25 protein-coding genes are annotated in these 21,484 nt (G+C 41.8%); 7 read left to right on the top strand and 18 right to left on the bottom strand.

Annotated features, from left to right (window positions below; genetic code table 11):
• Positions 1–170: 170 nt before the first annotated feature.
• Entirely contained in the window at positions 171–1,388 is a 1,218-nt protein-coding gene (locus AS034_RS09815) for a nucleotidyltransferase (protein WP_032088949.1), read from the top strand.
• 44 nt (positions 1,389–1,432) lie between these two features.
• On the opposite strand, the gene AS034_RS09810 is transcribed toward AS034_RS09815, so the two are convergent.
• Both AS034_RS09810 and AS034_RS09805 read right to left on the bottom strand, forming a co-directional pair.
• Positions 1,433–2,479 (bottom strand): SepM family pheromone-processing serine protease, encoded by a 1,047-nt coding sequence (locus AS034_RS09810; RefSeq protein ID WP_032088950.1) that lies wholly within the window; start codon positions 2,477–2,479, stop codon positions 1,433–1,435.
• A gap of 5 nt (positions 2,480–2,484) precedes the next feature.
• On the bottom strand, positions 2,485–3,264 hold the full coding sequence (locus tag AS034_RS09805; RefSeq protein WP_032088951.1) for a patatin-like phospholipase family protein: 780 nt from the start codon (positions 3,262–3,264) through the stop codon (positions 2,485–2,487).
• 169 nt (positions 3,265–3,433) lie between these two features.
• Between AS034_RS09805 and ylbJ the strand changes: the two genes are divergently transcribed.
• Positions 3,434–4,660: a sporulation integral membrane protein YlbJ gene (gene ylbJ, locus AS034_RS09800; protein ID WP_058298356.1), complete on the top strand. Its 1,227-nt coding sequence runs from the start codon at positions 3,434–3,436 to the stop codon at positions 4,658–4,660.
• Positions 4,661–4,705: 45 nt separating this feature from the next.
• Here the strand turns inward: ylbJ and coaD are convergent, their stop codons facing one another.
• Complete coding sequence (coaD, locus tag AS034_RS09795; protein WP_032088953.1) at positions 4,706–5,194, bottom strand: pantetheine-phosphate adenylyltransferase; 489 nt, start codon at positions 5,192–5,194, stop codon at positions 4,706–4,708.
• Between the two features lie 36 nt (positions 5,195–5,230).
• A complete protein-coding gene (gene rsmD / locus AS034_RS09790; protein ID WP_058298355.1) occupies positions 5,231–5,779 on the bottom strand; it encodes a 16S rRNA (guanine(966)-N(2))-methyltransferase RsmD in 549 nt (182 codons plus the stop codon).
• A gap of 406 nt (positions 5,780–6,185) precedes the next feature.
• Between rsmD and AS034_RS09785 the strand changes: the two genes are divergently transcribed.
• Positions 6,186–6,575: a DUF7147 family protein gene (locus tag AS034_RS09785; protein WP_032088955.1), complete on the top strand. Its 390-nt coding sequence runs from the start codon at positions 6,186–6,188 to the stop codon at positions 6,573–6,575.
• 41 nt (positions 6,576–6,616) lie between these two features.
• Here the strand turns inward: AS034_RS09785 and AS034_RS09780 are convergent, their stop codons facing one another.
• A complete protein-coding gene (locus AS034_RS09780; protein ID WP_032088956.1) occupies positions 6,617–6,892 on the bottom strand; it encodes a YlbG family protein in 276 nt (91 codons plus the stop codon).
• A gap of 164 nt (positions 6,893–7,056) precedes the next feature.
• On the opposite strand from AS034_RS09780, the gene AS034_RS09775 reads away from it, so the two are divergent.
• The gene (locus AS034_RS09775) at positions 7,057–7,371 is read left to right on the top strand and encodes a hypothetical protein (protein ID WP_032088957.1); all 315 of its coding nucleotides are present in this window, start codon (positions 7,057–7,059) and stop codon (positions 7,369–7,371) included.
• Positions 7,372–7,408: 37 nt separating this feature from the next.
• Here AS034_RS09775 and AS034_RS09770 read toward each other — a convergent pair whose 3' ends face one another.
• The 4 genes from AS034_RS09770 to AS034_RS09755 form a co-directional block, all read right to left on the bottom strand.
• A complete protein-coding gene (locus AS034_RS09770) occupies positions 7,409–7,852 on the bottom strand; it encodes a YlbF/YmcA family competence regulator (protein WP_032088958.1) in 444 nt (147 codons plus the stop codon).
• An 88-nt stretch (positions 7,853–7,940) separates the two neighbouring features.
• Positions 7,941–8,327, bottom strand: coding sequence for a hypothetical protein (locus AS034_RS09765; protein WP_058298354.1), 387 nt, complete (start codon positions 8,325–8,327; stop codon positions 7,941–7,943).
• A 132-nt stretch (positions 8,328–8,459) separates the two neighbouring features.
• Entirely contained in the window at positions 8,460–8,702 is a 243-nt protein-coding gene (locus AS034_RS09760) for a YlbE-like family protein (protein ID WP_032088960.1), read from the bottom strand.
• Positions 8,703–8,712: 10 nt separating this feature from the next.
• Positions 8,713–9,126 carry a YlbD family protein gene (locus tag AS034_RS09755; RefSeq protein WP_058298353.1) on the bottom strand — a complete coding sequence of 138 codons (414 nt, stop codon included), beginning with the start codon at positions 9,124–9,126 and terminating at the stop codon, positions 8,713–8,715.
• Positions 9,127–9,305: 179 nt separating this feature from the next.
• Here AS034_RS09755 and AS034_RS09750 point away from each other — a divergent pair, with 179 nt between their 5' ends.
• Positions 9,306–9,791, top strand: coding sequence for a PaaI family thioesterase (locus tag AS034_RS09750; RefSeq protein ID WP_058298352.1), 486 nt, complete (start codon positions 9,306–9,308; stop codon positions 9,789–9,791).
• Positions 9,792–9,848: 57 nt separating this feature from the next.
• Here AS034_RS09750 and AS034_RS09745 read toward each other — a convergent pair whose 3' ends face one another.
• On the bottom strand, positions 9,849–10,778 hold the full coding sequence (locus AS034_RS09745) for a CAP domain-containing protein (RefSeq protein ID WP_052011642.1): 930 nt from the start codon (positions 10,776–10,778) through the stop codon (positions 9,849–9,851).
• Positions 10,779–11,111: 333 nt separating this feature from the next.
• Complete coding sequence (locus AS034_RS09740; protein WP_058298351.1) at positions 11,112–11,546, bottom strand: CBS domain-containing protein; 435 nt, start codon at positions 11,544–11,546, stop codon at positions 11,112–11,114.
• Between the two features lie 262 nt (positions 11,547–11,808).
• Between AS034_RS09740 and AS034_RS09735 the strand changes: the two genes are divergently transcribed.
• On the top strand, positions 11,809–12,168 hold the full coding sequence (locus tag AS034_RS09735) for a YugN family protein (protein WP_032088965.1): 360 nt from the start codon (positions 11,809–11,811) through the stop codon (positions 12,166–12,168).
• Positions 12,169–12,721: 553 nt separating this feature from the next.
• Entirely contained in the window at positions 12,722–13,780 is a 1,059-nt protein-coding gene (gene ytvI, locus AS034_RS09730) for a sporulation integral membrane protein YtvI (protein WP_032088966.1), read from the top strand.
• A gap of 222 nt (positions 13,781–14,002) precedes the next feature.
• On the opposite strand, the gene AS034_RS09725 is transcribed toward ytvI, so the two are convergent.
• The 7 genes from AS034_RS09725 to coxB all read right to left on the bottom strand — a co-directional run bounded on the left by AS034_RS09725 (position 14,003) and on the right by coxB (position 21,433).
• Positions 14,003–15,157: a GNAT family N-acetyltransferase gene (locus tag AS034_RS09725; RefSeq protein ID WP_058298350.1), complete on the bottom strand. Its 1,155-nt coding sequence runs from the start codon at positions 15,155–15,157 to the stop codon at positions 14,003–14,005.
• A gap of 106 nt (positions 15,158–15,263) precedes the next feature.
• A complete protein-coding gene (locus AS034_RS09720; RefSeq protein WP_032088968.1) occupies positions 15,264–15,725 on the bottom strand; it encodes a DUF420 domain-containing protein in 462 nt (153 codons plus the stop codon).
• A 78-nt stretch (positions 15,726–15,803) separates the two neighbouring features.
• Complete coding sequence (ctaG, locus tag AS034_RS09715; RefSeq protein ID WP_058298349.1) at positions 15,804–16,709, bottom strand: cytochrome c oxidase assembly factor CtaG; 906 nt, start codon at positions 16,707–16,709, stop codon at positions 15,804–15,806.
• A 782-nt stretch (positions 16,710–17,491) separates the two neighbouring features.
• Positions 17,492–17,824 carry a cytochrome c oxidase subunit IVB gene (ctaF, locus tag AS034_RS09710; RefSeq protein ID WP_032088970.1) on the bottom strand — a complete coding sequence of 111 codons (333 nt, stop codon included), beginning with the start codon at positions 17,822–17,824 and terminating at the stop codon, positions 17,492–17,494.
• A gap of 4 nt (positions 17,825–17,828) precedes the next feature.
• Positions 17,829–18,458 (bottom strand): cytochrome (ubi)quinol oxidase subunit III, encoded by a 630-nt coding sequence (locus AS034_RS09705; RefSeq protein ID WP_032088971.1) that lies wholly within the window; start codon positions 18,456–18,458, stop codon positions 17,829–17,831.
• Complete coding sequence (gene ctaD / locus AS034_RS09700; protein ID WP_032088972.1) at positions 18,458–20,326, bottom strand: cytochrome c oxidase subunit I; 1,869 nt, start codon at positions 20,324–20,326, stop codon at positions 18,458–18,460. The genes AS034_RS09705 and ctaD overlap by 1 nt, the downstream gene beginning before the upstream one ends.
• Before the next feature lie 30 nt (positions 20,327–20,356).
• On the bottom strand, positions 20,357–21,433 hold the full coding sequence (coxB, locus tag AS034_RS09695) for a cytochrome c oxidase subunit II (RefSeq protein WP_032088973.1): 1,077 nt from the start codon (positions 21,431–21,433) through the stop codon (positions 20,357–20,359).
• Positions 21,434–21,484: the final 51 nt, after the last annotated feature.

The raw sequence follows: 21,484 nt of genomic DNA, 5'->3' as shown, positions 1-21,484 counted from the left end.
CTTGATATTACCGTTTGTCAATATTTTTTCTTTACACTTATTACGGTGTCAGTGTTGCAATTATAACGCTTTATGATAATCCGTTTCAAATATTTTTGAATATCCGATATGATACTTATAGATATTTATCATTTATTCATCTATTTTTTGCAGAAGGAGTGACATTTACTATGAAAGCAACAGGGGTAGTAGTTGAGTATAATCCGTTTCATAATGGACACCTGCATCATCTGACTGAGACAAAAAAAACGTCGGGGGCTGATCTTGTAATCGCCTGTATGAGCGGGCATTTCCTTCAGCGCGGTGAACCCGCCATCGTGTCAAAGTGGGCACGCACAAAAATGGCTTTGGCAGCAGGGGTTGATATCGTCATTGAACTTCCTTATGCATTCGCGACACAGCATGCAGAAACGTTCGCGAAAGGATCCATCTCCCTGCTCCATGAAATAGGTTGCGAAAGCTTTTGCTTTGGGAGTGAAGACGGAGGAATCTCCGCATTTGAAGAAACCGTCAATTTAATTCAAAGCAACCGGGACACATATGATGCATCGATAAAAAACTATATGAATGAAGGCCTAAGCTATCCTTCTGCCTTGTCGAAAGCGTTCAAGGACCTAAAAAGCAGCGGAAACCTGATTGATTTAAGCAAACCGAATAATATCCTGGGCTACCATTATATTGAAGCAAGAAATACAGTTGCTCCGTCTTTACAGGCATTTACGATAACACGTGAATCAGCAGGCTATCATGATGAGCACTTTGCGTCCCCTTCCATCGCAAGTGCCACCAGTATCCGAAAAAATCTCTTCGACCCGGATAAAGAAGAAAATGTGATCAACCGCTACATACCGTCCGCCACATACGAAATATTGGAACATTACAGAAAGGAATTTGGAGGGTATCATAGATGGGAAAAATATTGGCCATTGCTTCAATACAAGATTATGTCCTCTTCTCCTTCCCAGCTGCGGGAGATCTATGAAATAGAAGAAGGTATTGAAAACAGAATGATCGAAAGCTCAAAGTCAGCGCTTTCGTTTGAAGATTTCATGAACAGGGTGAAATCCAAAAGGTATACGTGGACACGTCTGCAGAGGATGGCGCTGCATATATTGACCAATACAACAAAAAGTGAAATGAATGAAAGGCATGCTGCCCCTTCCTACATCAGATTGCTGGGGATGAATAAGACCGGGCAGGAATATTTGAATAAAATGAAAAAATCATTGGAACTTCCTCTGATCAGCAAACTTTCCAGCGCAGATAAAAAAGATATATTTTTAGACATGAAAGCTGCCGACATCTATTCACTTGGTCTTTCCTCTAATGAAGCTAAGAAAAAGTTACTTCATCAGGAGTGGTCTCAGCCTCCAGTCATGATGAGATAAGATCAAAGCAAAAAAGAGACTGCCTGCGCAGTCTCTTTCATTGTTTATTTCTCAGGAAGTGATTGAAGGAATTTTATCGCTTCATCAAATGTCTTGATCGGAATGACTTTCATGTCTGTCCCGATGTCTTCTGCCGTCTTTTTGGCTGTTGAATAATTGGATTCAAGTTCCGGATTGTTTTTCTTTATTTCCTCTGATATCGTATCGTCAGGGGCAAGGAAATACTCTGCACCTGCTTTGTCAGCTGCGATGATTTTCTGTTCAATCCCACCGATTCTGCCTACTTCCCCGTCTTCTGAAATTGTTCCGGTCCCTGCGATCGGATACCCTTTGGTCAAATCCGGTTTCGTCAATTGATTATAAATTTCGAGGCTGAACATCAACCCGGCCGACGGGCCGCCAATTTCCTCTGTATCCAGGGATACTTCAGGGTCGGTGACGATATCCTTGTCGTCACTTAATGAAATGCCAAGTCCCACTTTATCCGGCATTTCCGGAAATTCCTTCAATGGGACTGTTTCAATTTTCTCTTTGTCATTTCTTATAAACTTTACCTCTACTTTATCGTCTTTTTCTTTCTTCCCCACATATTGGATGAATTCTTCAGATGATTCGAATTCCTGCCCGTCAATGGCTGTGATCCTGTCGCCTGGTTTCAGGATGTCAGCAGCCGGCATTTCAGGATAAACATTTAAGACATATATCCCTTTGTAGTTATAATGATAGGGTTTATTCGCTGCTTTGAAGGCGACTTCAATCGCGTGATTTTGGGAATTTTCCATGAGCTGAAGTTGTCTCAGATTATATTCTTCATCACTTTCATGAGGATTCCGGATTTCTTCAACAGGATAAATATACTCATATTTTTTAAAGCTGGCGATAAGATAGGCATATATATTTGCTTTCCCCATCCTTACAGTAGTCAGCATAAATTCACCCTTATCATCAAAGCCGTCTTCCACCTTTACGATGGGATCCAGCTCATGGGCGCTCCCCGGCTTCGTTACATAATAGGGAAGATAATAAAAGGACGTTGCTACGATAAATACCGTCATCACAACCATAATTCTGATCAGCGTTCTGTTCTTCATAGATTTTACCCCTTCCATTCCTCCAGCGCTTTTTTAATAGAAGGAATAACCTTCCTTGCCTCCTCTTCCCCCATATCAATTATTTCTTCGATATTCTTGAAAGCCCGTGTACTGTACATTTCCACATGCGGCCGGATCATGAAATCGGAAGCGATTTCCCGATGAGCCACGATTTCAAGCTGAAGGATATCAATGCTCTGCATTATGACATCATATATAGTAGTAATTTCAGCATTCCGTTTGACGTGGGATACATCAACGCCGATAACAAGATCTGCCCCCATTTCTTTCACGACCGAAACAGGGACCCTGTCGATGACGCCCCCGTCTACAAGAAGGCGTCCGTCTATCTTCTCCGGTACGAATATGCCAGGAATCGCTATGCTTGCCCTGACTGCACTTGCGACCGGACCTGATGTAAAGACCACTTTTTCTCCATTTGTTATATCAGTGGCCACAACGCTTACAGGGATGTTCAGATCTTCAATGTTCTTATTATGTGAAAACAATTGAATGAATTCTTTTATACGCTTCCCGGCGATGAATCCCATCTTCGGAACTGTAAAATCCAAATAATATTTCCTTCTGAAGGTCGTGGATAATTTATAGAGGTCCTCCATCCTGTGACCGACCCCATACAAGCAGCCCACCAGTGCACCCATACTGCTCCCGGCAATCATGTCGACGGGGATGCCTTCATCTTTAAGAGCCTTCAAGACCCCTAAATGTGCAAATCCTCGAGCTCCACCTGAACCAAGGGCCAAGCCAATCTTTGGTCTTTTCATATGAGTACCCCCTTCACCCTTAGTTAGCGGTTCAATTCATCATATGGTCTATTTCTAATATGTATGAGTATATTGATAAATATGAGGACAAGTTGAGGTTACTCTCATTTTATCATTCTTTCTGTGTTTCACAAGAATTTGACATAGCTCTCGGAGGAGGGACGTCCGGTTGTTGAAGTCGAAATTGAAAACGTTGGTCTTATCGGCAAGTGTGACAGTTTTTGCTGCAGCATTGATTCTTATGCCAGATGAATCATTGGAGGCTTCGATAAGGGGACTGGATATGTGGTGGGAAATTGTATTTCCTTCACTGCTGCCTTTTTTTATCGTTTCCGAAATGCTGATTGGTTTTGGGGTAGTAAGATTTATAGGGGTGGTCCTCGAACCAATGATGCGCCCCTTATTCCGGGTACCGGGAACAGGCGGGTTTGTTTGGGCTATGGGGATGGCATCCGGTTTTCCGGCAGGTGCCAAATTAACAGCACGCCTTCGTCAGGAAAAACAGCTTACAAAAATCGAAGCAGAGAGATTGGTTTCTTTCACAAACTCTTCTAACCCGTTATTTATTTTCGGAGCTGTATCAGTGGGGTTTTTTCAAAACGCTACACTCGGTGTGGTGCTTGCGGCCGCTCACTATATAGGCAATTTCTGTGTAGGTCTCGCGATGAGATTTTATGGGGGAAAAGACCATGAAGCCCTCGACAACAGAACCGCGGAGAAGAGAGGATTCATTCTTAGGGAAGCGTTCTCTGCCCTTCATGAAACCAGATTGAAAGATAATCGTCCGATTGGTAAACTGCTGGGGGACGCCGTCACATCCTCAATCCAGACTTTATTGATGATAGGCGGGTTTATCATTCTTTTTTCGGTCATAAACAAAATGCTGTACCACCTTCATATCACCACGTTTGTGGCTGCAGGTTTTTCTGCTTTGTTCCAGCTGGCCCATTTGGCCGAGCAATTGAGCATCCCCTTCATTTCCGGCTTGTTTGAAATAACCCTGGGATCAAAATTGACAAGCAGTACGTCTGAAGCAACACTGCTGCACCAGGCGATCATCACAAGTTTTATCCTTGGCTTTTCAGGATTCAGTGTTCAAGCCCAGGTGGCCAGCATCCTTGCCCAGACAGATATCCGGTTTAAGCCTTTCTTCTACGCACGATTTCTTCACGGTGCCGCAGCTTCCATCGTGACGCTCATCATCTGGAAACCGGTCTATGAAAGGTTATCCGATGAACAGCTTTCGAATGCCGTACCTGTATTTTCCTATGGGAATGAGTATATGTGGAATGAAATTCTTTACTGGCTGAAATCCGCTGGACCTCCAATTACAATCTTCTGCTTACTGCTATATATCTTAATCTACAGCAGTAGAATATTTAATAAAGGACATTGATCAAAAAAGCGGTTCATGTGATAAAACTCCCATGAACCGCTTTTTTTATTCGATTGTATTATATTTTTCTTTCAATGCATTCTTGACAGGCGCAGGGACCAATTCGGATATATTCCCTCCGTACTTCGCCACTTCCTTCACAATGCTCGAGCTCAAGAAAGAATACTGATTGTTTGTCATAATGAAGAATGTTTCTATATCCTCTTCCAGCACCCTGTTCATGGACGTGATCTGCATTTCATATTCAAAATCGGATACCGCTCTCAATCCCCTGATGATCGCACTGGCCTTTACGCTTTTTGCATAGTCTACAAGAAGACCCTGAAAGGAATCGACCACGACATTCGGAATGTCTTTAGTAGATTCACGGATCAACTCGATTCTTTCTTCCACTGAAAATAAAGGTTTTTTCGAGGAATTATTCAGGACTACAACGTAAATTTGATCAAAAACCTTTGCCCCTCTTGTTATGATATCAAGGTGTCCATATGTAATCGGATCAAAACTCCCCGGACATACTGCAATACTCGTCATATTCATTTACCCCCAAATGTCTGCTAGTTGCCATTCTTAATATGTATAAATTGATATACCGATGATCCCGTAGGTTTCTTCTTTCACTTTTTGCAACTTCCCGATCTGATCTGACGGCCTGCTGTCTGAACTGTATTCACACATAACGTAACCGTTTTCATTTAAAAGATTATGTTCATCAATGTATGCGACCAGTTCTTCCAATCTTTTCTGTTTATACGGAGGGTCCAGGAAGATATAATCAAATGTTACCTCTCTTTTAACTAACGCTTTAAGTGCTCTTGCGGCATCATTCCGATATACTTCAGTCTGGTCCATCAATTTGCAATCATTAAGATTATTCTTTATCGTTTGCAGTGCCTTCGAATCCTTATCCACGAAAATCACTTTATCCAGCCCCCGGCTGAGAGCTTCTATTCCGAGCCCCCCGCTTCCTGCAAATAAATCCAGGCCGGTACCGCCTTCAAAGAAAGGACCAAGCATATTAAAAATCGACTCTTTCACTTTATCTGTAGTCGGGCGTGTGCCGCTTCCCGGGACCGCTTTTAATTGCCGTCCTTTTAGTGTTCCTGAAATCACTCTCATAATCATCCACCATATATGTATTTTTTCCTCACTATCCTAACACAAATCAACATGATTCGCCACATACGAAAATTACCTCCTTAATGTATAAAATCAATTGGTTAGGTGATAATGGAAGTAACAACATCCTAATTGATGTTGTTGCCAACCGCGGAGAAGACTTACGTTTCCCCATAAGTTCTTCCTCCGGTTTCTCCTCTCCCTTTGCCTTCTTTCCAGAAATGGATATAGAAGGACCCTGCAGAAATATCTGCAGGGCTTTTTATGTTCAAAATCTTTTAACAGCCTTCTCCGTCAATTACAATGGATTTCTCCTTCCCTCCCTCGACTTATATATTCTTTACTTCTCGTTGTTTGTTTGAAATAATAAGAAACTGATTAACTATGAATAAAAAGGAGTCAAAACATGATTCAGAGGTTTATCGAATTAGGTGAAGGATTGGCCGATATTTATGAACTGTTGGAAATGACAAGATATAACAAGGAAAGGGTACAGCATTTAATGGCCTTTCACACCATCGTGAAAGACAGACCGGTAACATCGCTTGGCGTCGTAATGAAGCCGGCAGCTGAAGGGAAGTTTCAGGCAATCTATATTTGCCGGGAAGGAATACCCAATCCGAATATGATGGAAAATAAAAGGTTTTCGCTTTTCGAACAGACCGCAAAAGAACTTGAAAAAATGATTATTCAACTCGACGTCAAGCCATCATCTTTCTTCCCGGAAAAAGATCTTTATTATCAGCATCTTATTGCCATATTAAGATTGAATCACTATATCTCCCCCCTGCAGTAATAAAAAAAAGCTGCCAAACTCTGATGTTGGCAGCTGATTTTTTAGAACCCCATTTTATAATCATATTCCTTCGCCTTATCAGGCCTTGAGTTTTCAAATACCGATTTAATGAAAGGCTTGAAGGAAGGGTCCACTCTTTTCACATAAGAATAGGAATTGATTTTTTCCATGACAGAATCAATGTCCTCCTGATTACAGTACAATACAACATATTTCATTTTTTTTGAAACATAGTGAACATTCCCGAATCGTCTCAAAGACTTTGCATGCTTCAAACTATGTAACCAAACAACTAAACCTTGTCTTTGCGTCAACATAACGTTTCCCCTCTAGGAATCACTTTTTTTTCAGTCTAGCACAAATACAGAAAAAGAGGAAGGGCTTTGGGCTTGAGGAAATTCTCTTATACGCGGGAACATATTTATAGTATTTAGGGTATAGTACATTAATAAAGCAGAAATTAATACTTGGGAGGGATATGATGGACCTAAAGTACATATGGGATGATTTTATCGATTCTCTTCGCAATGAACCCGGCATTGCCGCTTGTTACGCCAAATGGACCGCAGGCATCCCCTTTCTGTATGTAGAAACCGAATTGGACAGGGATGAGGTTGAATATCTAATCCGCAAACGATCAGCGCGTGCAATGAGAGGGAAGAGACTGCACTCCGATACAATATTCTTCAGATCCCAGCCTTCGTTATACGTCTACCGCCATCGCTTTTATGTCCCTCAGGAAAAGATGTTCTGCTGTGGTAACTTATGCGTCGATTGTGTACGGCTAAAGCAATAAAAAAGAGCTGACGAAGCGCCAGCTCTTTTTTTATCTGTCAGGCTGAACAGCCGCAGCTGCCTCCAGATCCGCAGCCCCCTCCACAAGAACTCCCACTGAAGAAAGGATTTCCGGAAGGAACCTTCACATTTTTTGAAACGGAATGTCCTATGATCAAACTCACTTTATCCAAGAGGTCCTGAAGTTCATTTTCAGCCCTTCTGAACTCGGCTACGTTGTCGTCCATATCCATTTCCCTTTTACGTTCACGTATCTCCTTCATGACCGTTTTGTAATCCGGATGATAACGTCCAAATCTTTGTACCTCTTCGTAACGTTCCTTCATACGCGTAAACAATTGTATTTTTTTTTGCGTAACGTCATTATTACGAAGTTTATATAGAGACTTCCGATAATTTTCTGCCACATCGGAATTTAATATCCATTGGGATAGTTCATCTGCACTATCCAGAATTTCCATTCTTTCTATAGTAGCAAGCATAGTGCCCACCTCCATAACGTTATTTTAACACGTTTAGGAACTGGAAGCGAATATGCTTTGTAAAAAAATCCCGCTTATTTTTGAACCTCTAAGGAATCGTTACATATAGTTGTTTTTTTATTCCCAATGATTTATTCTTGGGGCTTACCACTTCAATCGTCAATATATGGTTGCCCTTGGGCAGGTTTTTCACGACGAATGCCGCTGTGTGATATTCCTTGTAAAGACCGTTTGTATTTGAAGTCACAACGATTTTCCCCTTTTTTGCTCCTTTTTTTAAGGAGGAAAACGTTACATCAGGAACGATGCATTCTATAAATACCTGATTTCCCTGAACAATGTGCTTAACAGAAAGTGTTTCTTGGGCCTGCGCCTTTTTCACAAAGCTGAAACTTTCAGGTTCAGGGGGGGCATTGTCTCTACATCCGCTTAAAACCACGAGCAGTGCAGCAGCTAGAACGATATACTTTTTCATAGTTGAAACCACTCCTTTATCTTAGCCATCCCCAACTTTACCGTTGTTTACTCACGTTTATTCAACTAGAAACGCGTTATTTGATAAACAGAAAATAAAAAAGGAAAAGCGGCCGCTTTTCCTTTTTACACCCTATTGAGATGATTCATTCATGCTTTGGAACATACTGATCATCATAGATGCCATCTGGACTCCATTGGAGAATTTTTGTACCCGGTGTGGAATCGTTTTTTGGAAGTGATTGATCGATGCGATTTCAAACTTTTCAAGTTCATTTGGATTTCTTGAAAGTCGCCTGTACCATTCAGGTTTTTCCCTCAAAAACAACTTTAATTCTTCATTGGAATGAATGTATTCGATGATATCCGTTCTCATGCTTTCCCCCCTAGTCTTTCCTGAATGAAAAGGGATGAGAAGGCTTGGTACGTGTCTCATTTGTCACTGAGGTCCCTTTTGGATTAGATTGAAACTGACTGATGACACCCTGAACGGTTCCCAACACTTCATTGATATTATTGATATGGCTTTGCAATTGATTGGCATCCATTTTCTTCACTAAATCACCTACTTGGTCAAACCAGCCATTTTTACTTTTATCTTCTTTGTCTGTACCAGTGTCACTATTGTTTTCAGCATCCTTGTATACGCTCCACCGGGTATCCTCTTCCCCAAGCAAATACCAGTCTTCAAACAAATCCTGCCAATTTGCATTTCCGTTTCGCACATCTTTTACAATTTTGGGATGCTTTCTGACAAATTCCTTGAATTCCTTTACTTTAGGGTGTAATGATTTTCCCATTCCCAGCACCTCCTGCTCAGGACATTAACCTATATTATTTTATGATGGGAATGAAAAAATGGTGATACATTCCTTTTTGTAGTAAAATTCTTTTGTAGAAACCAACCAGAAAAACTAAACTAAGCAGTCGTGTTCATAATTATTATTTTACGCTGTGTAAAAGAAAAGGATGTTTGATTATGCAAGAAGAATTACACAAATTGCTGGATGAAGTGCTAAAAACAGCAGATGAAGAAGAAGTAATAAGTATCCGTCAACTGCTGAATGGAGTTAAACGGAAGCAGAATAATCTGAATGAATCCATAATCGGCGGGATATTTGCCATGGATAAATCCACAGTGGACGGAAACTTCACAATAAGTATCCCAATTACTGAAGTCACACATAATTCATTGAAAATAGTGCATGGCGGTGTAACTGCCACCCTGGTGGATACAGCAATGGGGACACTCGCCAATATGATGCTCCCTGAAGGATACGGAGCGGTGACAACAAATTTAACTGTTCATTATGTCTCACCCGGAGTCGGTGAAGAATTGTTTGCGAGTGCCTCAATTGTTCATAAGGGAACAAAGACAATGGTGGTTGAAGGCAAGGTTACGAATTCCTCAGGCAAATTGGTAGCTCATTCTACCGGATCATTCTTTATTTTTGAAAAGAAATAAAAGAAGGCTGGCCGTTTCAAGGACTGTTTGTCTGTGTCCTGGAATAGCCAACCTTTTTTATTCCTCTATCATAAATTTCTCGATGAAGTTCTGAGTATAATATCTTTTATAGACTCCCACTCCCAGATCGGTAAAATCTTTTTCAAGAAGGATTTTTCTGTGGCCTTCAGAATTCAGCCAGCCGTGTACTGCTTCGGGAGCATCAGTATATTGCGAGGCAATGTTTTCCCCTGCAGACTTGAACGTGATCTCTTGGGATTCCAATCGATCAGTAAGACTTCCAAATACAGGTGAATCATGGGAAAAATAGTCTTTCTCATACATTTCCTTACTATGTCCCCTTGCTACTTCTGCCGTTTCTTCATTCCACTCTACCTCATCTGCCTCAAATTGAGCACGCATTACATTGGTTATATCAAATATCTGCTGTTCACTTGCGGTATCTATTTTACTCCATTCATTATCAGTGGGTTGTGGTTCTTCAGCAAGCTCGCCCCGGTACATCATTTCATATGGATGCATTTTAATAAGGGTGGCGCTGTCCAAAAATCGGATACTCATTAATTCTCCCGTGAATTTATCAAGGTAAAGCTGTGCATAGATATCCCCTAATGAAACCAGCAGGCGGGTATTAAGATCTTCTTCATTCAGTTCAAATTGATAGGATCCCGATTCATCATTGACAACGATTTCAGATTCGATAATGGTAAAACGATAGATATCTTCAAGCTTCTGCCCAAGCTTATAAGGACTGACATCGACTTCATTGCCGATTGCATAAAGAGTGACTACTTTATTATCTTCCACCCCCATCTGGAGGTATTGCTTCCGAGAAATCGGATAAATCCACCAATCATATCCGTACAGGCCGGGCTCGATTCGTTCCGGTTCGCCAAAGGCATCGATTACTTTATCCGAACCTTTCCCTATCCAGGTAGAGAGACCTGACACAGGCCGTTCCCCGGCATTTTCCAATGGCTTTTTCATCTGATTATCGTGATCTTTCTTAAGAGTCTGTGTATCAGGTCCTTTTAAAGGTTCGTTCTCGTCCTCTAGACTTTGATAAATACTTATTAATAGAATAAATACAAGAATAATAGCGATGCGAAAAACCGTCTTCAGAGATTTCCCTCCTCTCTGCCTTCTCTAGCAGGATATGCATAAAATACTAGCATTATTATACCATTTAAAATGTTTCTGATTATTATGTATTGTATAAAGCATAGCATATTTTATTTTTCACTAAAACTGATGGGTATGTAAAGATCTTATAAATTTAGTTACAACTAAAAAAGGCGATGGTGGGATCGCCTTTTTTGGTTAACATGGCTTGTTACTGAAGTGGGATTCTGAAATCTCTTCGAGCGCTATAGACGCTTGTGCCTCCAAAGATTCCCTTATGGCGAAATCCCCAATGGAAACGACGCCGACGAGCCGGCCGCCTTCTACTACCGGAAGCCTTCTGATCTGTTTATATGCCATCAACTGTGCTGCCTGGGCAGCATCGGAGTCCGGCGCGATCGTGATAAGCTCCTTACTCATGATATCCTCGACTTTTGATGAAGCAGGGTGTTTTTCTGCTATACATCTAGTGACAATATCCCTGTCTGTTATGACCCCAACAATTTTGTCGCCGTCTACGATTGGGATCGAGCCCACATTATATTCCTTCATTTTCACTGCCACTTCATACACATTATCGAGAAGCGTGCATGTTTCAACATCTTTTGTCATGATTTCTTTCAACGTCGGCATCCTAGCCCTCCTCCAATCTAGAGATTCTCCTTATTCTTCTCTTACATCCATAACTTATGCACCTTAAAGAATCATAAATCGCTTTCATCCAAACATTGCAAGAAAAAGAATTTTACACTATTATAAAGAATGAGAAATACCGCATTTAGTATCATTTTACATACTGCCGATATAAATGCTGTTAACAAGAACATCAAAAAGGCAATGGGAACATGACTTTATACCCTGATCCTTTCGCCAGACATTATAGGAGGGAAATATTATGCGTTTTGAAGAAACAGGAATTGAGAGTGTTAAAGTAGATTTGAACCGTCTTGACGACATCATGGAGTCACACGGCCTTGTCCGTGCAGGTCAGTGGGATTACGAAAGGGTAACATACGACCGTAAGTTTGAAATCAGAGAAGGCATTTTCTATCTTCGTATTCAGGGACTGGCAGTGGAAGGCGATATCGGCAAGCACGACGCCGTCATCCAACTGATGACACCACTATTGGGCAAACACTACTACCCACACGGCGTAGAGTACGGTGAAGGCGAAGATTTCCCTAAACACCTGCTGACCTCTTGTGAAAAACTAATCGCAGACGTAAAAAAAGAAGTAACAGAATTCGCTTGGTAATACCTAAAGCGAAGGCGGCTCGCCCAGAGGCGACAAGCATAAGATGAGCCGGACAAAAAGGCGTTCTTTGCCTTATTGTCCGGCTTAGCTTATGTCTCGAGCCTCTAGCCGCCGTAGCTGGATGATAGAAATGCGGAAGGGCTTTGGTCAGAGGCGGGTGGCATAAGACGAACCGGACTGGAAGGCGCTCTTTGCCTTCTTGTGCGGTTTGGCTTATGACATGTGCCTCTTAGCCCTGCAGCTGGACAATACCAAAAGCGGAGGCGGCTTGATCAGCCCCGACAAGCATAACTGGGAAATCCCTGAAGGCGCTCTTTGCCTTTAGGGATTTTTCAGTTATGACCTCGAGGGGCTAGTCGCCGGAGCTGGATGAACCAAAAGTGGAGACGGCTTACTACCCGGAAAATGCCCGAAGGCAGCAGCTGCCTTCGGGCATTTTTTAGCAGTCTATCTGCCTCAAAAATATCAAAATTAAATTCCTTCCCTACTGTTCATTCTTTCTTTACTCTAATATAATAAATAGTAAGAGGAAACGTTAGAAAGGGGTTCTCAATTGTCAAAGTTTTTCACCAGAAAAGTTTTTATCATCCTAATAAGCATCATCATCCTGGCAATCCTTTCGTTTTTTATATTGCCTATATCCGTCCCCTTGATTACTGCTCTCATCACTGCCTTATTCCTTGAGCCAGCAGTTAAATTCACTCAAAAACGTTTTTCCACCAACAGAAAAATAGCGGTTTTATCCGTGTTTATCCTTTTCTTGTTGTTAATAGGTTTATCAGCTGTGTTCGTCACAACAAAAGTTGTCGGTGAAGGAATTCAGCTGATAGAAGATACACCTAAATACATTAATCAATTAAGTGAAATATGGCTGGATTACGAGGAAAAGCTCCTGGATGCTGCAGAAGACTTCCCCGATGAGGTGGTAACGGGCTTTAGTGAAGAAGTGCAGAACTTCCTGACCTCGGTTAAGACAAAAATACTTAACTCGTTAAATATAGAAAAAATCAGCGCATTTTTATCCTATATCCCAAGCTACCTGGTTAGTTTTCTAGTATATTTAATCGCACTGTTTCTATTTATGCTGGATCTGCCAGGAATAAAATTGAGTATTTTCAGACACTTGACTGAACGGACGGCCGAAAAAGTGAATTTCATGACGTCCCGGCTGTCTTACGTGATTTTCGGCTTTTTCAAAGCACAGTTTCTGGTTAGTATCATCATTTTTCTCGTCTCACTCATTGGGCTGCTTTTCATCTCCCCTGAAGTGGCGATTGTGATGTCTCTTGTCATTTGGATCATTGATTTCATCCCTCTGATAGGTTCAATTGTCATTCTGGGACCATGGGCAATGTTCCATTTGATTACAGGTAACATTGCGCTTGGGACTCAGCTTGCCGTACTGGCCGCCATATTATTAATCATCAGGAGAACCGTGGAACCTAAAGTCATGGGGACTCATATTGGATTGTCACCTTTAGCTACGTTGATTGCCATGTACCTTGGCTTGAAGCTATTCGGAGTACTCGGTTTCATCATCGGCCCGATGATATTGATTGTATTCAATTCAGCAAAAGAAGCCGGCATAATCAAGACCAATTTCAAAGTTTGAGCAAAAAGGACCTGCCATCCCGGCCGGTCCTTTTTTTAATATAGCTCTTTTCTCATCCTTTGTTGCTTTATACAAAAGAAAATACCGGAACTTGGGTGTTTACAGATGTCCGTCCACCTGTGGTTTAAACTTGAATTCGAAAAGAGCACGTCCACAAGCAACATTCAGGCTACTAGCCAATTTACGGAAAGCAACAATCTTTTAGAAAACAGCCTTTAATATTTAAAAGAAATCATAGAAAAACGGACTTACATCCTTCGTCAATTTTTCCAATTTAGCAACTTCCGGCAAGTCTCCTTCGATCTGTCCCATATCCATCAGTGCTTTTGGTGAATAAACTCCAAAAATGACAGCTGTTAGAGTGTTGATATCCATGACTACAGTATTGTCTGCCGGTTCACTTTTCTTCACACCGTGTGCCGACACTGTAAAGGTACCATTATTCCATTCAGCTTGATCATCTTTAATTGTTAGCGTTAAGCGGTCATCAAACTCAATATGCTTCAAATGGGCATTCAAGAAGCTTTCCACATTCACAATTCTATTCATAAAATAAGGAAAACGCTCCATTTTCACGCGGGGATTCCTGAGCAGAAATGACAATGGCTCATTTGGATTCAGCACCAGTTCTGATTCGTTGATCATCGAATCATGCTGACAGATAAAGTTCCATAATCCGTGTCTCGCCTCAGCGTTCAATGGAACGAATTCCTCTACCTTCATTTTTTGATTCTTGACTTCATAACTAAGATAGCCTTGCGGGACATGATTTTCATCATAGTATATCGCAATCCATAAATCCCCGATACTTCTTTCCTTCCACCATTCCTTTGTGCGTTCAAGCATTCCACTATGATTAGAGGCATAACGGTCATACAATTGATGAAGTTCTACAGGGTAAGTTTCCTTTGTAAATCTTTTGATGCTACCATTTGTTTTTTTTATTGGGATTAAATCTTTTTTTGTTAAATATAACTTGTTAAAATAAGCGAAAACCTCCCACCCGAATTTCCTGTAGAAATCAATATCAAATGGGTGCAGCATCGAGATCGTCTGCCCCTTATTATTCATTTCCTCTAGCGCATGAGACAGTAAACTCCTTACTAATCCTTTTCGCCTGTACTCCGGGTAAGTTGCAACACCTGCTATTCCCCCCATCGAATACTTCTCATTACCAATCCATACTTCCAGGGAAAGCAAATGAAGCTTGGCCGCCAGGGAACCCTCAGAAAAGATACCATAGACATCCTGCACCTTTAACTGTTGAAGTCTTTTATCTCTCTTCTCAGAAGGTACTTTGTATTGAAATGCATATTCGGATAACTGTAAAGATTCTTCATAAAGGTTTTGTTCAAGTTTTTTTATACTGTGTGTCATAGTATGATTACCCCCTTTCTCACTTGTTTAATTCGACAGAAGAACCGCTTATCCTTTTCTGCAATAAAAAAGCCCGTATAAGAACGTTCTTATACGGACCGGGAACTCAGCTCCCTATTATTGCCTTTATGACAGATGTCGTCTCCCCGCCTTCATAAAAGACATAGAGCAGCATGTATACAGCAACCCCGGTGATCGCGGTGAAGAACCAAATGATGCTGGTGACAGGTCCCAGCTTTCTATGTCTTGCCAATTTTTCTTTATATCCTGTCCATAAACTCATTAAACCGAACACAGCCCCTACAGTCGCGAGGGTGATATGGAAAATCAAGAAGATTGTATAATAAATCTTGATATTATCCGGTCCCCCAAATGAAGTATTCCCGATGAAGATGGTTCTGCTTGCGTAAATAATAAAGAAAATCAGTGCAAAAATCCCTGCAAGGGTCATCGTCCCTTGATGCTTCTCGATTTTCCTTTGTTTGATTTGCCACCAGCCAATGGCTACAGTGATAGCACTTAGAACGATGAAACTGGTGCTGATCGTAGGTAAAATTGGTACACCCATTTTTACAAGTCCTCACTTTTCTGTATTTATTCTATGTACGGCAGGAATGGCGGCAAGCTATCCCTGAAAGTATGATCATTATTCAGTCCTTGTTTGGTCTACAACCGGATCATACGAAAGTCTTTCCTGTTTTTCCATATCTTTTCGATACCATTGAAAGAAAAGATTAAAAAGCATTACTCCGAAAACAATCTCCTGAATGATTTTCATAATGACTCCACCCAACTGCTGGTCATTCAAGGTGGACATAGAGGTGAATAACTCGGGACCGGTCAGCGTCATGCCCTGTAACGTGTCAACCGGCACACAGAGGGCCAAAGATTGCATAAACGCTTCAGGGTCATAATAAGGTGCATACAAGGGATTCTCTGCGAAGATAATCAATCCGCAAGCCGGTGTCAATAAAACCGCACTTCCCAATATATATCCAATTCTCTTTAAACCTTCTAAGTCGATATCCTCATCCGCAGGGTTCAAGAGCGGCCACCACATTACAATGGATAATAAGAACAAGATGACTGTAGCCAATCCGTGCGCTGTAACATCTGTTCTGACATGATCAAATACCAGCGGAATATGATAAACCGAAAACACAACATTAAATGAAAGCAGAGCAATCAAAGGCTTTGTCATGAACTTAAATATTGGTTTGACAACTGGGAGGTTTATTATTTCCTTCCAGACCCAATTAGGAATTCCCATGATAATCAGAGGTGTTACTACTAAGTACAGAAGGGCCATCTGAGTCATGTGAGCAGAAAATAATATCGTGCTCATTACTTCAACAGGCGAACCTTTGATGGCATATAAAAGGAGGATCGCCACTATAAAATAAGCTGCTTCCTTTCCAGTCAGCGGAGTACTTTCCCTAAAGCTTGTTCTCCACTTCGTGGTGACCAAAAAATAAACAACTGTGATAAACACCAATGCCAAAATAAAAAATGGGCTCCATAAAGCCATAAAACCAAATATACCCAACGGCATATCCTCACCTCATTTCACTAATAACCGCTACCCCCATTATACTGTCAACTCCCCCCCACTTCAATCCAAGCTAATGACAAGTTCATGAACAATTAAGAAAAGCGGAGGCGGCTCGCTCAGAGGCGACAAGCATAAGATGAATGGGCCGGGAAGGCGTTCTTTGCCTTCTTGGTCCATTTAGCTTATGACCTCGAGCCTCTAGCCGCCGGAGCTGGACAATAGAAATGCGGAAGGGCTTTGCTCAGAGGCGGGTGGCATAAGACGGGCGGGACTGGAAGGCGCTCTTTGCCTTCTTGGCCGGGTTGGCTTATGACATGTGCCTCTAAGCCCTGCAGCTGGACAATAGAAAAGCGGAGGCGGCTCGCCCAGCCAATATGAATGGGACTTGCAGGAAAGTTGTTCTTTGCCTTCGTATATCATGCAGTGGACAGTTTGGATATTTTTGGTAAGTGGTGGAATAAATCCTAAAATTAAAAGATTATCTCCCAGAATTCGAAGATTATGGCCCGGAATCGAAAGAAAAAGTCCAGTTTTCGAAAGATTACCGGCCAAAATTAAAAGATTACCCCGATTCCACCCGTTCCGCAGGCTCCAATTAAGCGCTTATAGAGCCAAAACGCTGATTTCCCCAATTAGAACGGGGGCAGCCATATAGAAAACAGCGTCAAAAAAGCCTAAAACCAAGTATACATCCTTAAATAAACCATGTATGACATGAGCCTCCAGCAGCTGAAGCAGAACAATAAAATAGCCAGCCAATTAAATTGGCTGGCTTTTCTTAATTAGATCCATACGATCGTCAAGAATGTTAACACTGTGATAAACGCTACAAGTGCCCCGGAATACAAGAACAATGAAGGAGCTTCATGTCCTTTGTGACTCATGTGCATGAAATAGTATAATTGGAAAATCAATTGTACTACTGCAAGCAGCAGGATGAATGGTACTACGAAGTACTTATCAAAATCACCTGCAACAGCGATGAAAGCAACAAGTGTTAAGAAAATCATAAACATGAATGAAGTTACCTGCATCCTCATGTCTTCCGCGTTTTTCTTACGTTTATATTCGTAATCTACACTTGGGTTACCTGAATTTGATTGTTGATTCGCCATCAGTTTATCCCACCATTCCCATTAAGTATACTACTGTAAAGATAAATACCCATACAACGTCGATGAAGTGCCAGTATAGTGAAGCTAAATAAAACTTCGGAGCGTTGTAAAGGTTAAGTCCGCGTTTCGCATTACGAAGCATTAGACTAATGATCCAAAGGAGCCCGAATGCTACGTGCCCTCCGTGGAAGCCAACAAGCGCATAAAATGCCGAGCCAAACGCGCTGCTAGTAAAAGTATGCCCGTATTCATGAACATAATGATTGAACTCATAAATTTCCAACCCTAGGAACCCTGCACCCAATAATACAGTGATCAGTAACCAGGCCTGCATTCTCTGGAAATTGTAATTTTTCATATGGTACATTGCATAAACACTTGTTAACGAGCTTGTTAAAAGAAGCATAGTAGCCACGAATGAAAGAGGCAGATCAAATAAATCAGTCGTCAATGCATGGCTTTCACTAGGCACTTTGTTCTTAAGAGCAAGATAAGTAGCGAACAACGAGCCGAACAGAACTGTTTCTCCGCCAAGGAAGAACCAGAATCCCATGAACTTATTTTTCCCCTCAAGGGTTGCCTTTTCAGGGGAGGCCGGCCAGGTCTTCGGCGTGAATTTTTCTTCAGCGTGCATTATGCCTTACCCCCTTTATCATCATCCATTAAATCTTCTTTGTGAACATGATAACCATGATCGTCGATTACAGATCTCAGGAACATTGAACTTAATGTGATCAGCATACCGATAATCAAAACAGGCAGTGCCCATGCTTCTCCATCCGGACGGTACATGGCACCGAATGCTGCCACAAACAAACCGAATGAGATGAATACAGGAAGAATTGAATTATTCGGCATATGGATATCACCGATCGGTTCTGCTGGTGTAAGCTCTTTCTTGCCTTCCATTTTCTCAAGCCAGAAAGCATCCAATCCACGGATAAGAGGTGTCTGCTTGAAGTTATAGAATGGCGGCGGTGATGGAATTGACCATTCGATGGTACGTCCATCTCCCCAAGGGTCATTACCGACTTTAACACCTTTAACTTGCGTCATGATGATGTTAAATAACAGGATGATTACAGCAACTCCCATAAATCCTGCTCCGATGGAACTAACCAGGTTTCCTGTTTCAAACCCTTGACCAGGCAAGAACTTCCAAATACGACGCGGCATCCCCATAAGACCGAGGAAATGCTGGATAAAGAACGTTAAGTGGAATCCAATAAAGAATAACCAGAAAGAGATTTTTCCAAGGAAATCATTTAACATCGTACCGAACATCTTCGGCCAGTAATAATGCGTTCCAGCCAATAGTGCGAATACAACACCACCAACGATTACATAGTGGAAGTGTGCCACTACGAAATACGTATCATGGAATTGGTAGTCAGCTGCTGCTGATGCAAGCATGATACCTGTGACTCCCCCAGCAACGAATGAAGGAATGAAAGCAACCGCATACAACATAGGTGTAGTGAATCGCAAGCTTCCTCCCCACATTGTGAGAAGCCAGTTAAAGATCTTAATACCTGTCGGTACGGCAATCGCCATGGTAGCAACTGCGAAGATTGCATTTGCAATCGGTCCAAGACCAACTGTGAACATATGGTGAGCCCATACCATGAATCCAAGGAAACCGATCAATACGGTCGCAAATACCATGGATGAGTAACCGAATAAACGTTTTCTTGAGAAGTGCGGAATGATCTCTGAGAAAATTCCGAATGCCGGTAATACAAGGATGTATACTTCCGGGTGTCCGAAGATCCAGAAGAAATGCTCCCAGATAATCGTGTTACCGCCATTGGCAACATCAAAGAAATTAGAGCCGAACATACGGTCGAACATCATTAAGAAAAGACCGACTGTCAGGGCTGGAAATGCAAATAAGATTAGTGCTGATGTAACAAACGCTGTCCAGGTGAACAGTGGCATACGCATATATGTCATCCCAGGGGCACGCATATTAATGATGGTAACAAGGAAGTTGATACCGCCAATCAATGTACCTGCACCGGCAATCTGTAAACCTAAGACGTAAAAATCAATTCCATGACCTTCAGAGGCCATTGACAGTGATGCATAAGATGTCCATCCTGCATCAGGTGCTCCACCCATGAACCATGAAAGATTCAGGAATACTCCACCGAAGAAGAATAACCAGAATCCAAGTGAATTCACAAATGGAAATGCAACATCACGAGCACCGATCTGTAAAGGTACAACTGCATTCATAAATGCAAATATCAGCGGCATGGCTGCCAAGAATATCATCGTTGTACCGTGCATCGTTAATACTTCGTTGTATAAGCCTGCACTAATGAAATCACTATTAGGCACTGCAAGCTGTATACGGATAATAAGAGCTTCTAATCCACCGAGTAGGAAGAAGAATCCTCCTGCCATAAGGTAAAGGATGGCGATCTTTTTATGGTCTACTGTAGTTAAGTAATCCCAAACAGTCGCACCGAAGCCTTTTTTCTGTGCTAAGCTACTCACGATTTAACCTCCCTTTTAACTTATCCCCTATTAATCTTGAACTTTCAGACCCATCAGGTATTCTGCAAGAGCATCCTTTTCTTCTTCAGTTAACTCTCCATATGTACCTGTCATTTTGTTTCCTGGCTTATACTGTTCCGGATCTGTCAACCAGTTTTTGAGTTCTTCTTCATTATGTTCGAGAATCCCAGCAATACGGTTACGCTCGCCGAAAGTTGCTAAGTTCGGAGCAAGGCGTGCAGATTCGGGACGGCCATCTTCCGGGGAAACCGCATGACAGCTCAAGCATTTTTGATTGAAGATATCTTGTCCTTGTTGCGCTAAGTCAGAAGCAGGTTTTGGATCTCCTGCGTTTTGCATATCGTCCACCCATGCAGTGAATTCATCTTTTGGTAACGCTTTAACTTTGAAGTCCATTAATGCGTGGGAAGGACCGCAAAGTTCGGCACATTTACCATAGAATACCCCGCCGGCTTCTTCAGCCTTTTTACCATCAAACTCAAGGAAGAATGTGTTCACACCATCCACGTTAGTATCAATCTTTCCTCCTGCTGCTGGAATCCAGAATGAATGTTTTACATCAGAAGCTGTTACATTGAAGTAGACCTTCTGATCGGTTGGAACAACCAAATCTTGAGAAGTGATGATTTTTTGGTCTGGATATTCGAATTCCCACCAATAAAGGTTGGCACGAACATTTACAACCAGCGCTTCACGATTACCGTCAGCGTCTTTTTTGTCCATTGCTTTTGTATCAGCAAGCTGGAATGTTGCAGTGACTGTAGGAACTGCAAGGATAAGCAGAAGGATGATTGGAATGACTGTCCATAGGATTTCCAACGTATGGCTTCCTTCAACTTGTTTTGGGATCGCAGTGTCTCCTTTTTTTCTGCGGAAACGGATGATCGCCACTGCATAGATGATTACTACTACAATAATAACCAATACCATTATTGATGTAGCAAGAATCATTAGATCATATTGTGTCTGTGCTACTTCCCCTGCCGGCTGCAGTGTAGATAGAAACGGCTCACCGCAACCGGAAAGAATAAGTGCCATCATGGCTACAATGGAGAATAAGCGCCACTTAGTTAGCCTTGCTTTCATAGCTTAATCAAACCCCTCTTTCGTGTAATGTACTTCCTGAAATAAAACAAG

It is taken from the genome of [Bacillus] enclensis, assembly GCF_001456935.1.
Classification (GTDB): domain Bacteria; phylum Bacillota; class Bacilli; order Bacillales; family Bacillaceae_B; genus Rossellomorea; species Rossellomorea enclensis.
The sequence above is the reverse complement of the archived record's forward strand: the minus strand, read 5'-3'. Positions and strand labels throughout refer to the sequence as shown.

Excerpts from the sequence above, each read along its gene's own strand:
- AS034_RS09815 (WP_032088949.1), top strand. The coding sequence starts at position 171 with ATGAAAGCAACAGGGGTAGTAGTTGAGTATAATCCGTTTCATAATGGA.
- AS034_RS09810 (WP_032088950.1), bottom strand. The coding sequence starts at position 2,479 with ATGAAGAACAGAACGCTGATCAGAATTATGGTTGTGATGACGGTATTT.
- AS034_RS09805 (WP_032088951.1), bottom strand. The coding sequence starts at position 3,264 with ATGAAAAGACCAAAGATTGGCTTGGCCCTTGGTTCAGGTGGAGCTCGA.
- coaD (WP_032088953.1), bottom strand. The coding sequence starts at position 5,194 with ATGACGAGTATTGCAGTATGTCCGGGGAGTTTTGATCCGATTACATAT.
- rsmD (WP_058298355.1), bottom strand. The coding sequence starts at position 5,779 with ATGAGAGTGATTTCAGGAACACTAAAAGGACGGCAATTAAAAGCGGTC.
- AS034_RS09785 (WP_032088955.1), top strand. The coding sequence starts at position 6,186 with ATGATTCAGAGGTTTATCGAATTAGGTGAAGGATTGGCCGATATTTAT.
- AS034_RS09780 (WP_032088956.1), bottom strand. The coding sequence starts at position 6,892 with ATGTTGACGCAAAGACAAGGTTTAGTTGTTTGGTTACATAGTTTGAAG.
- AS034_RS09775 (WP_032088957.1), top strand. The coding sequence starts at position 7,057 with ATGGACCTAAAGTACATATGGGATGATTTTATCGATTCTCTTCGCAAT.
- AS034_RS09770 (WP_032088958.1), bottom strand. The coding sequence starts at position 7,852 with ATGCTTGCTACTATAGAAAGAATGGAAATTCTGGATAGTGCAGATGAA.
- AS034_RS09765 (WP_058298354.1), bottom strand. The coding sequence starts at position 8,327 with ATGAAAAAGTATATCGTTCTAGCTGCTGCACTGCTCGTGGTTTTAAGC.
- AS034_RS09760 (WP_032088960.1), bottom strand. The coding sequence starts at position 8,702 with ATGAGAACGGATATCATCGAATACATTCATTCCAATGAAGAATTAAAG.
- AS034_RS09755 (WP_058298353.1), bottom strand. The coding sequence starts at position 9,126 with ATGGGAAAATCATTACACCCTAAAGTAAAGGAATTCAAGGAATTTGTC.
- AS034_RS09750 (WP_058298352.1), top strand. The coding sequence starts at position 9,306 with ATGCAAGAAGAATTACACAAATTGCTGGATGAAGTGCTAAAAACAGCA.
- AS034_RS09745 (WP_052011642.1), bottom strand. The coding sequence starts at position 10,778 with ATGAAAAAGCCATTGGAAAATGCCGGGGAACGGCCTGTGTCAGGTCTC.
- AS034_RS09740 (WP_058298351.1), bottom strand. The coding sequence starts at position 11,546 with ATGCCGACGTTGAAAGAAATCATGACAAAAGATGTTGAAACATGCACG.
- AS034_RS09735 (WP_032088965.1), top strand. The coding sequence starts at position 11,809 with ATGCGTTTTGAAGAAACAGGAATTGAGAGTGTTAAAGTAGATTTGAAC.
- AS034_RS09725 (WP_058298350.1), bottom strand. The coding sequence starts at position 15,157 with ATGACACACAGTATAAAAAAACTTGAACAAAACCTTTATGAAGAATCT.
- AS034_RS09720 (WP_032088968.1), bottom strand. The coding sequence starts at position 15,725 with ATGGGTGTACCAATTTTACCTACGATCAGCACCAGTTTCATCGTTCTA.
- ctaG (WP_058298349.1), bottom strand. The coding sequence starts at position 16,709 with ATGCCGTTGGGTATATTTGGTTTTATGGCTTTATGGAGCCCATTTTTT.
- ctaF (WP_032088970.1), bottom strand. The coding sequence starts at position 17,824 with ATGGCGAATCAACAATCAAATTCAGGTAACCCAAGTGTAGATTACGAA.
- AS034_RS09705 (WP_032088971.1), bottom strand. The coding sequence starts at position 18,458 with ATGCACGCTGAAGAAAAATTCACGCCGAAGACCTGGCCGGCCTCCCCT.
- coxB (WP_032088973.1), bottom strand. The coding sequence starts at position 21,433 with ATGAAAGCAAGGCTAACTAAGTGGCGCTTATTCTCCATTGTAGCCATG.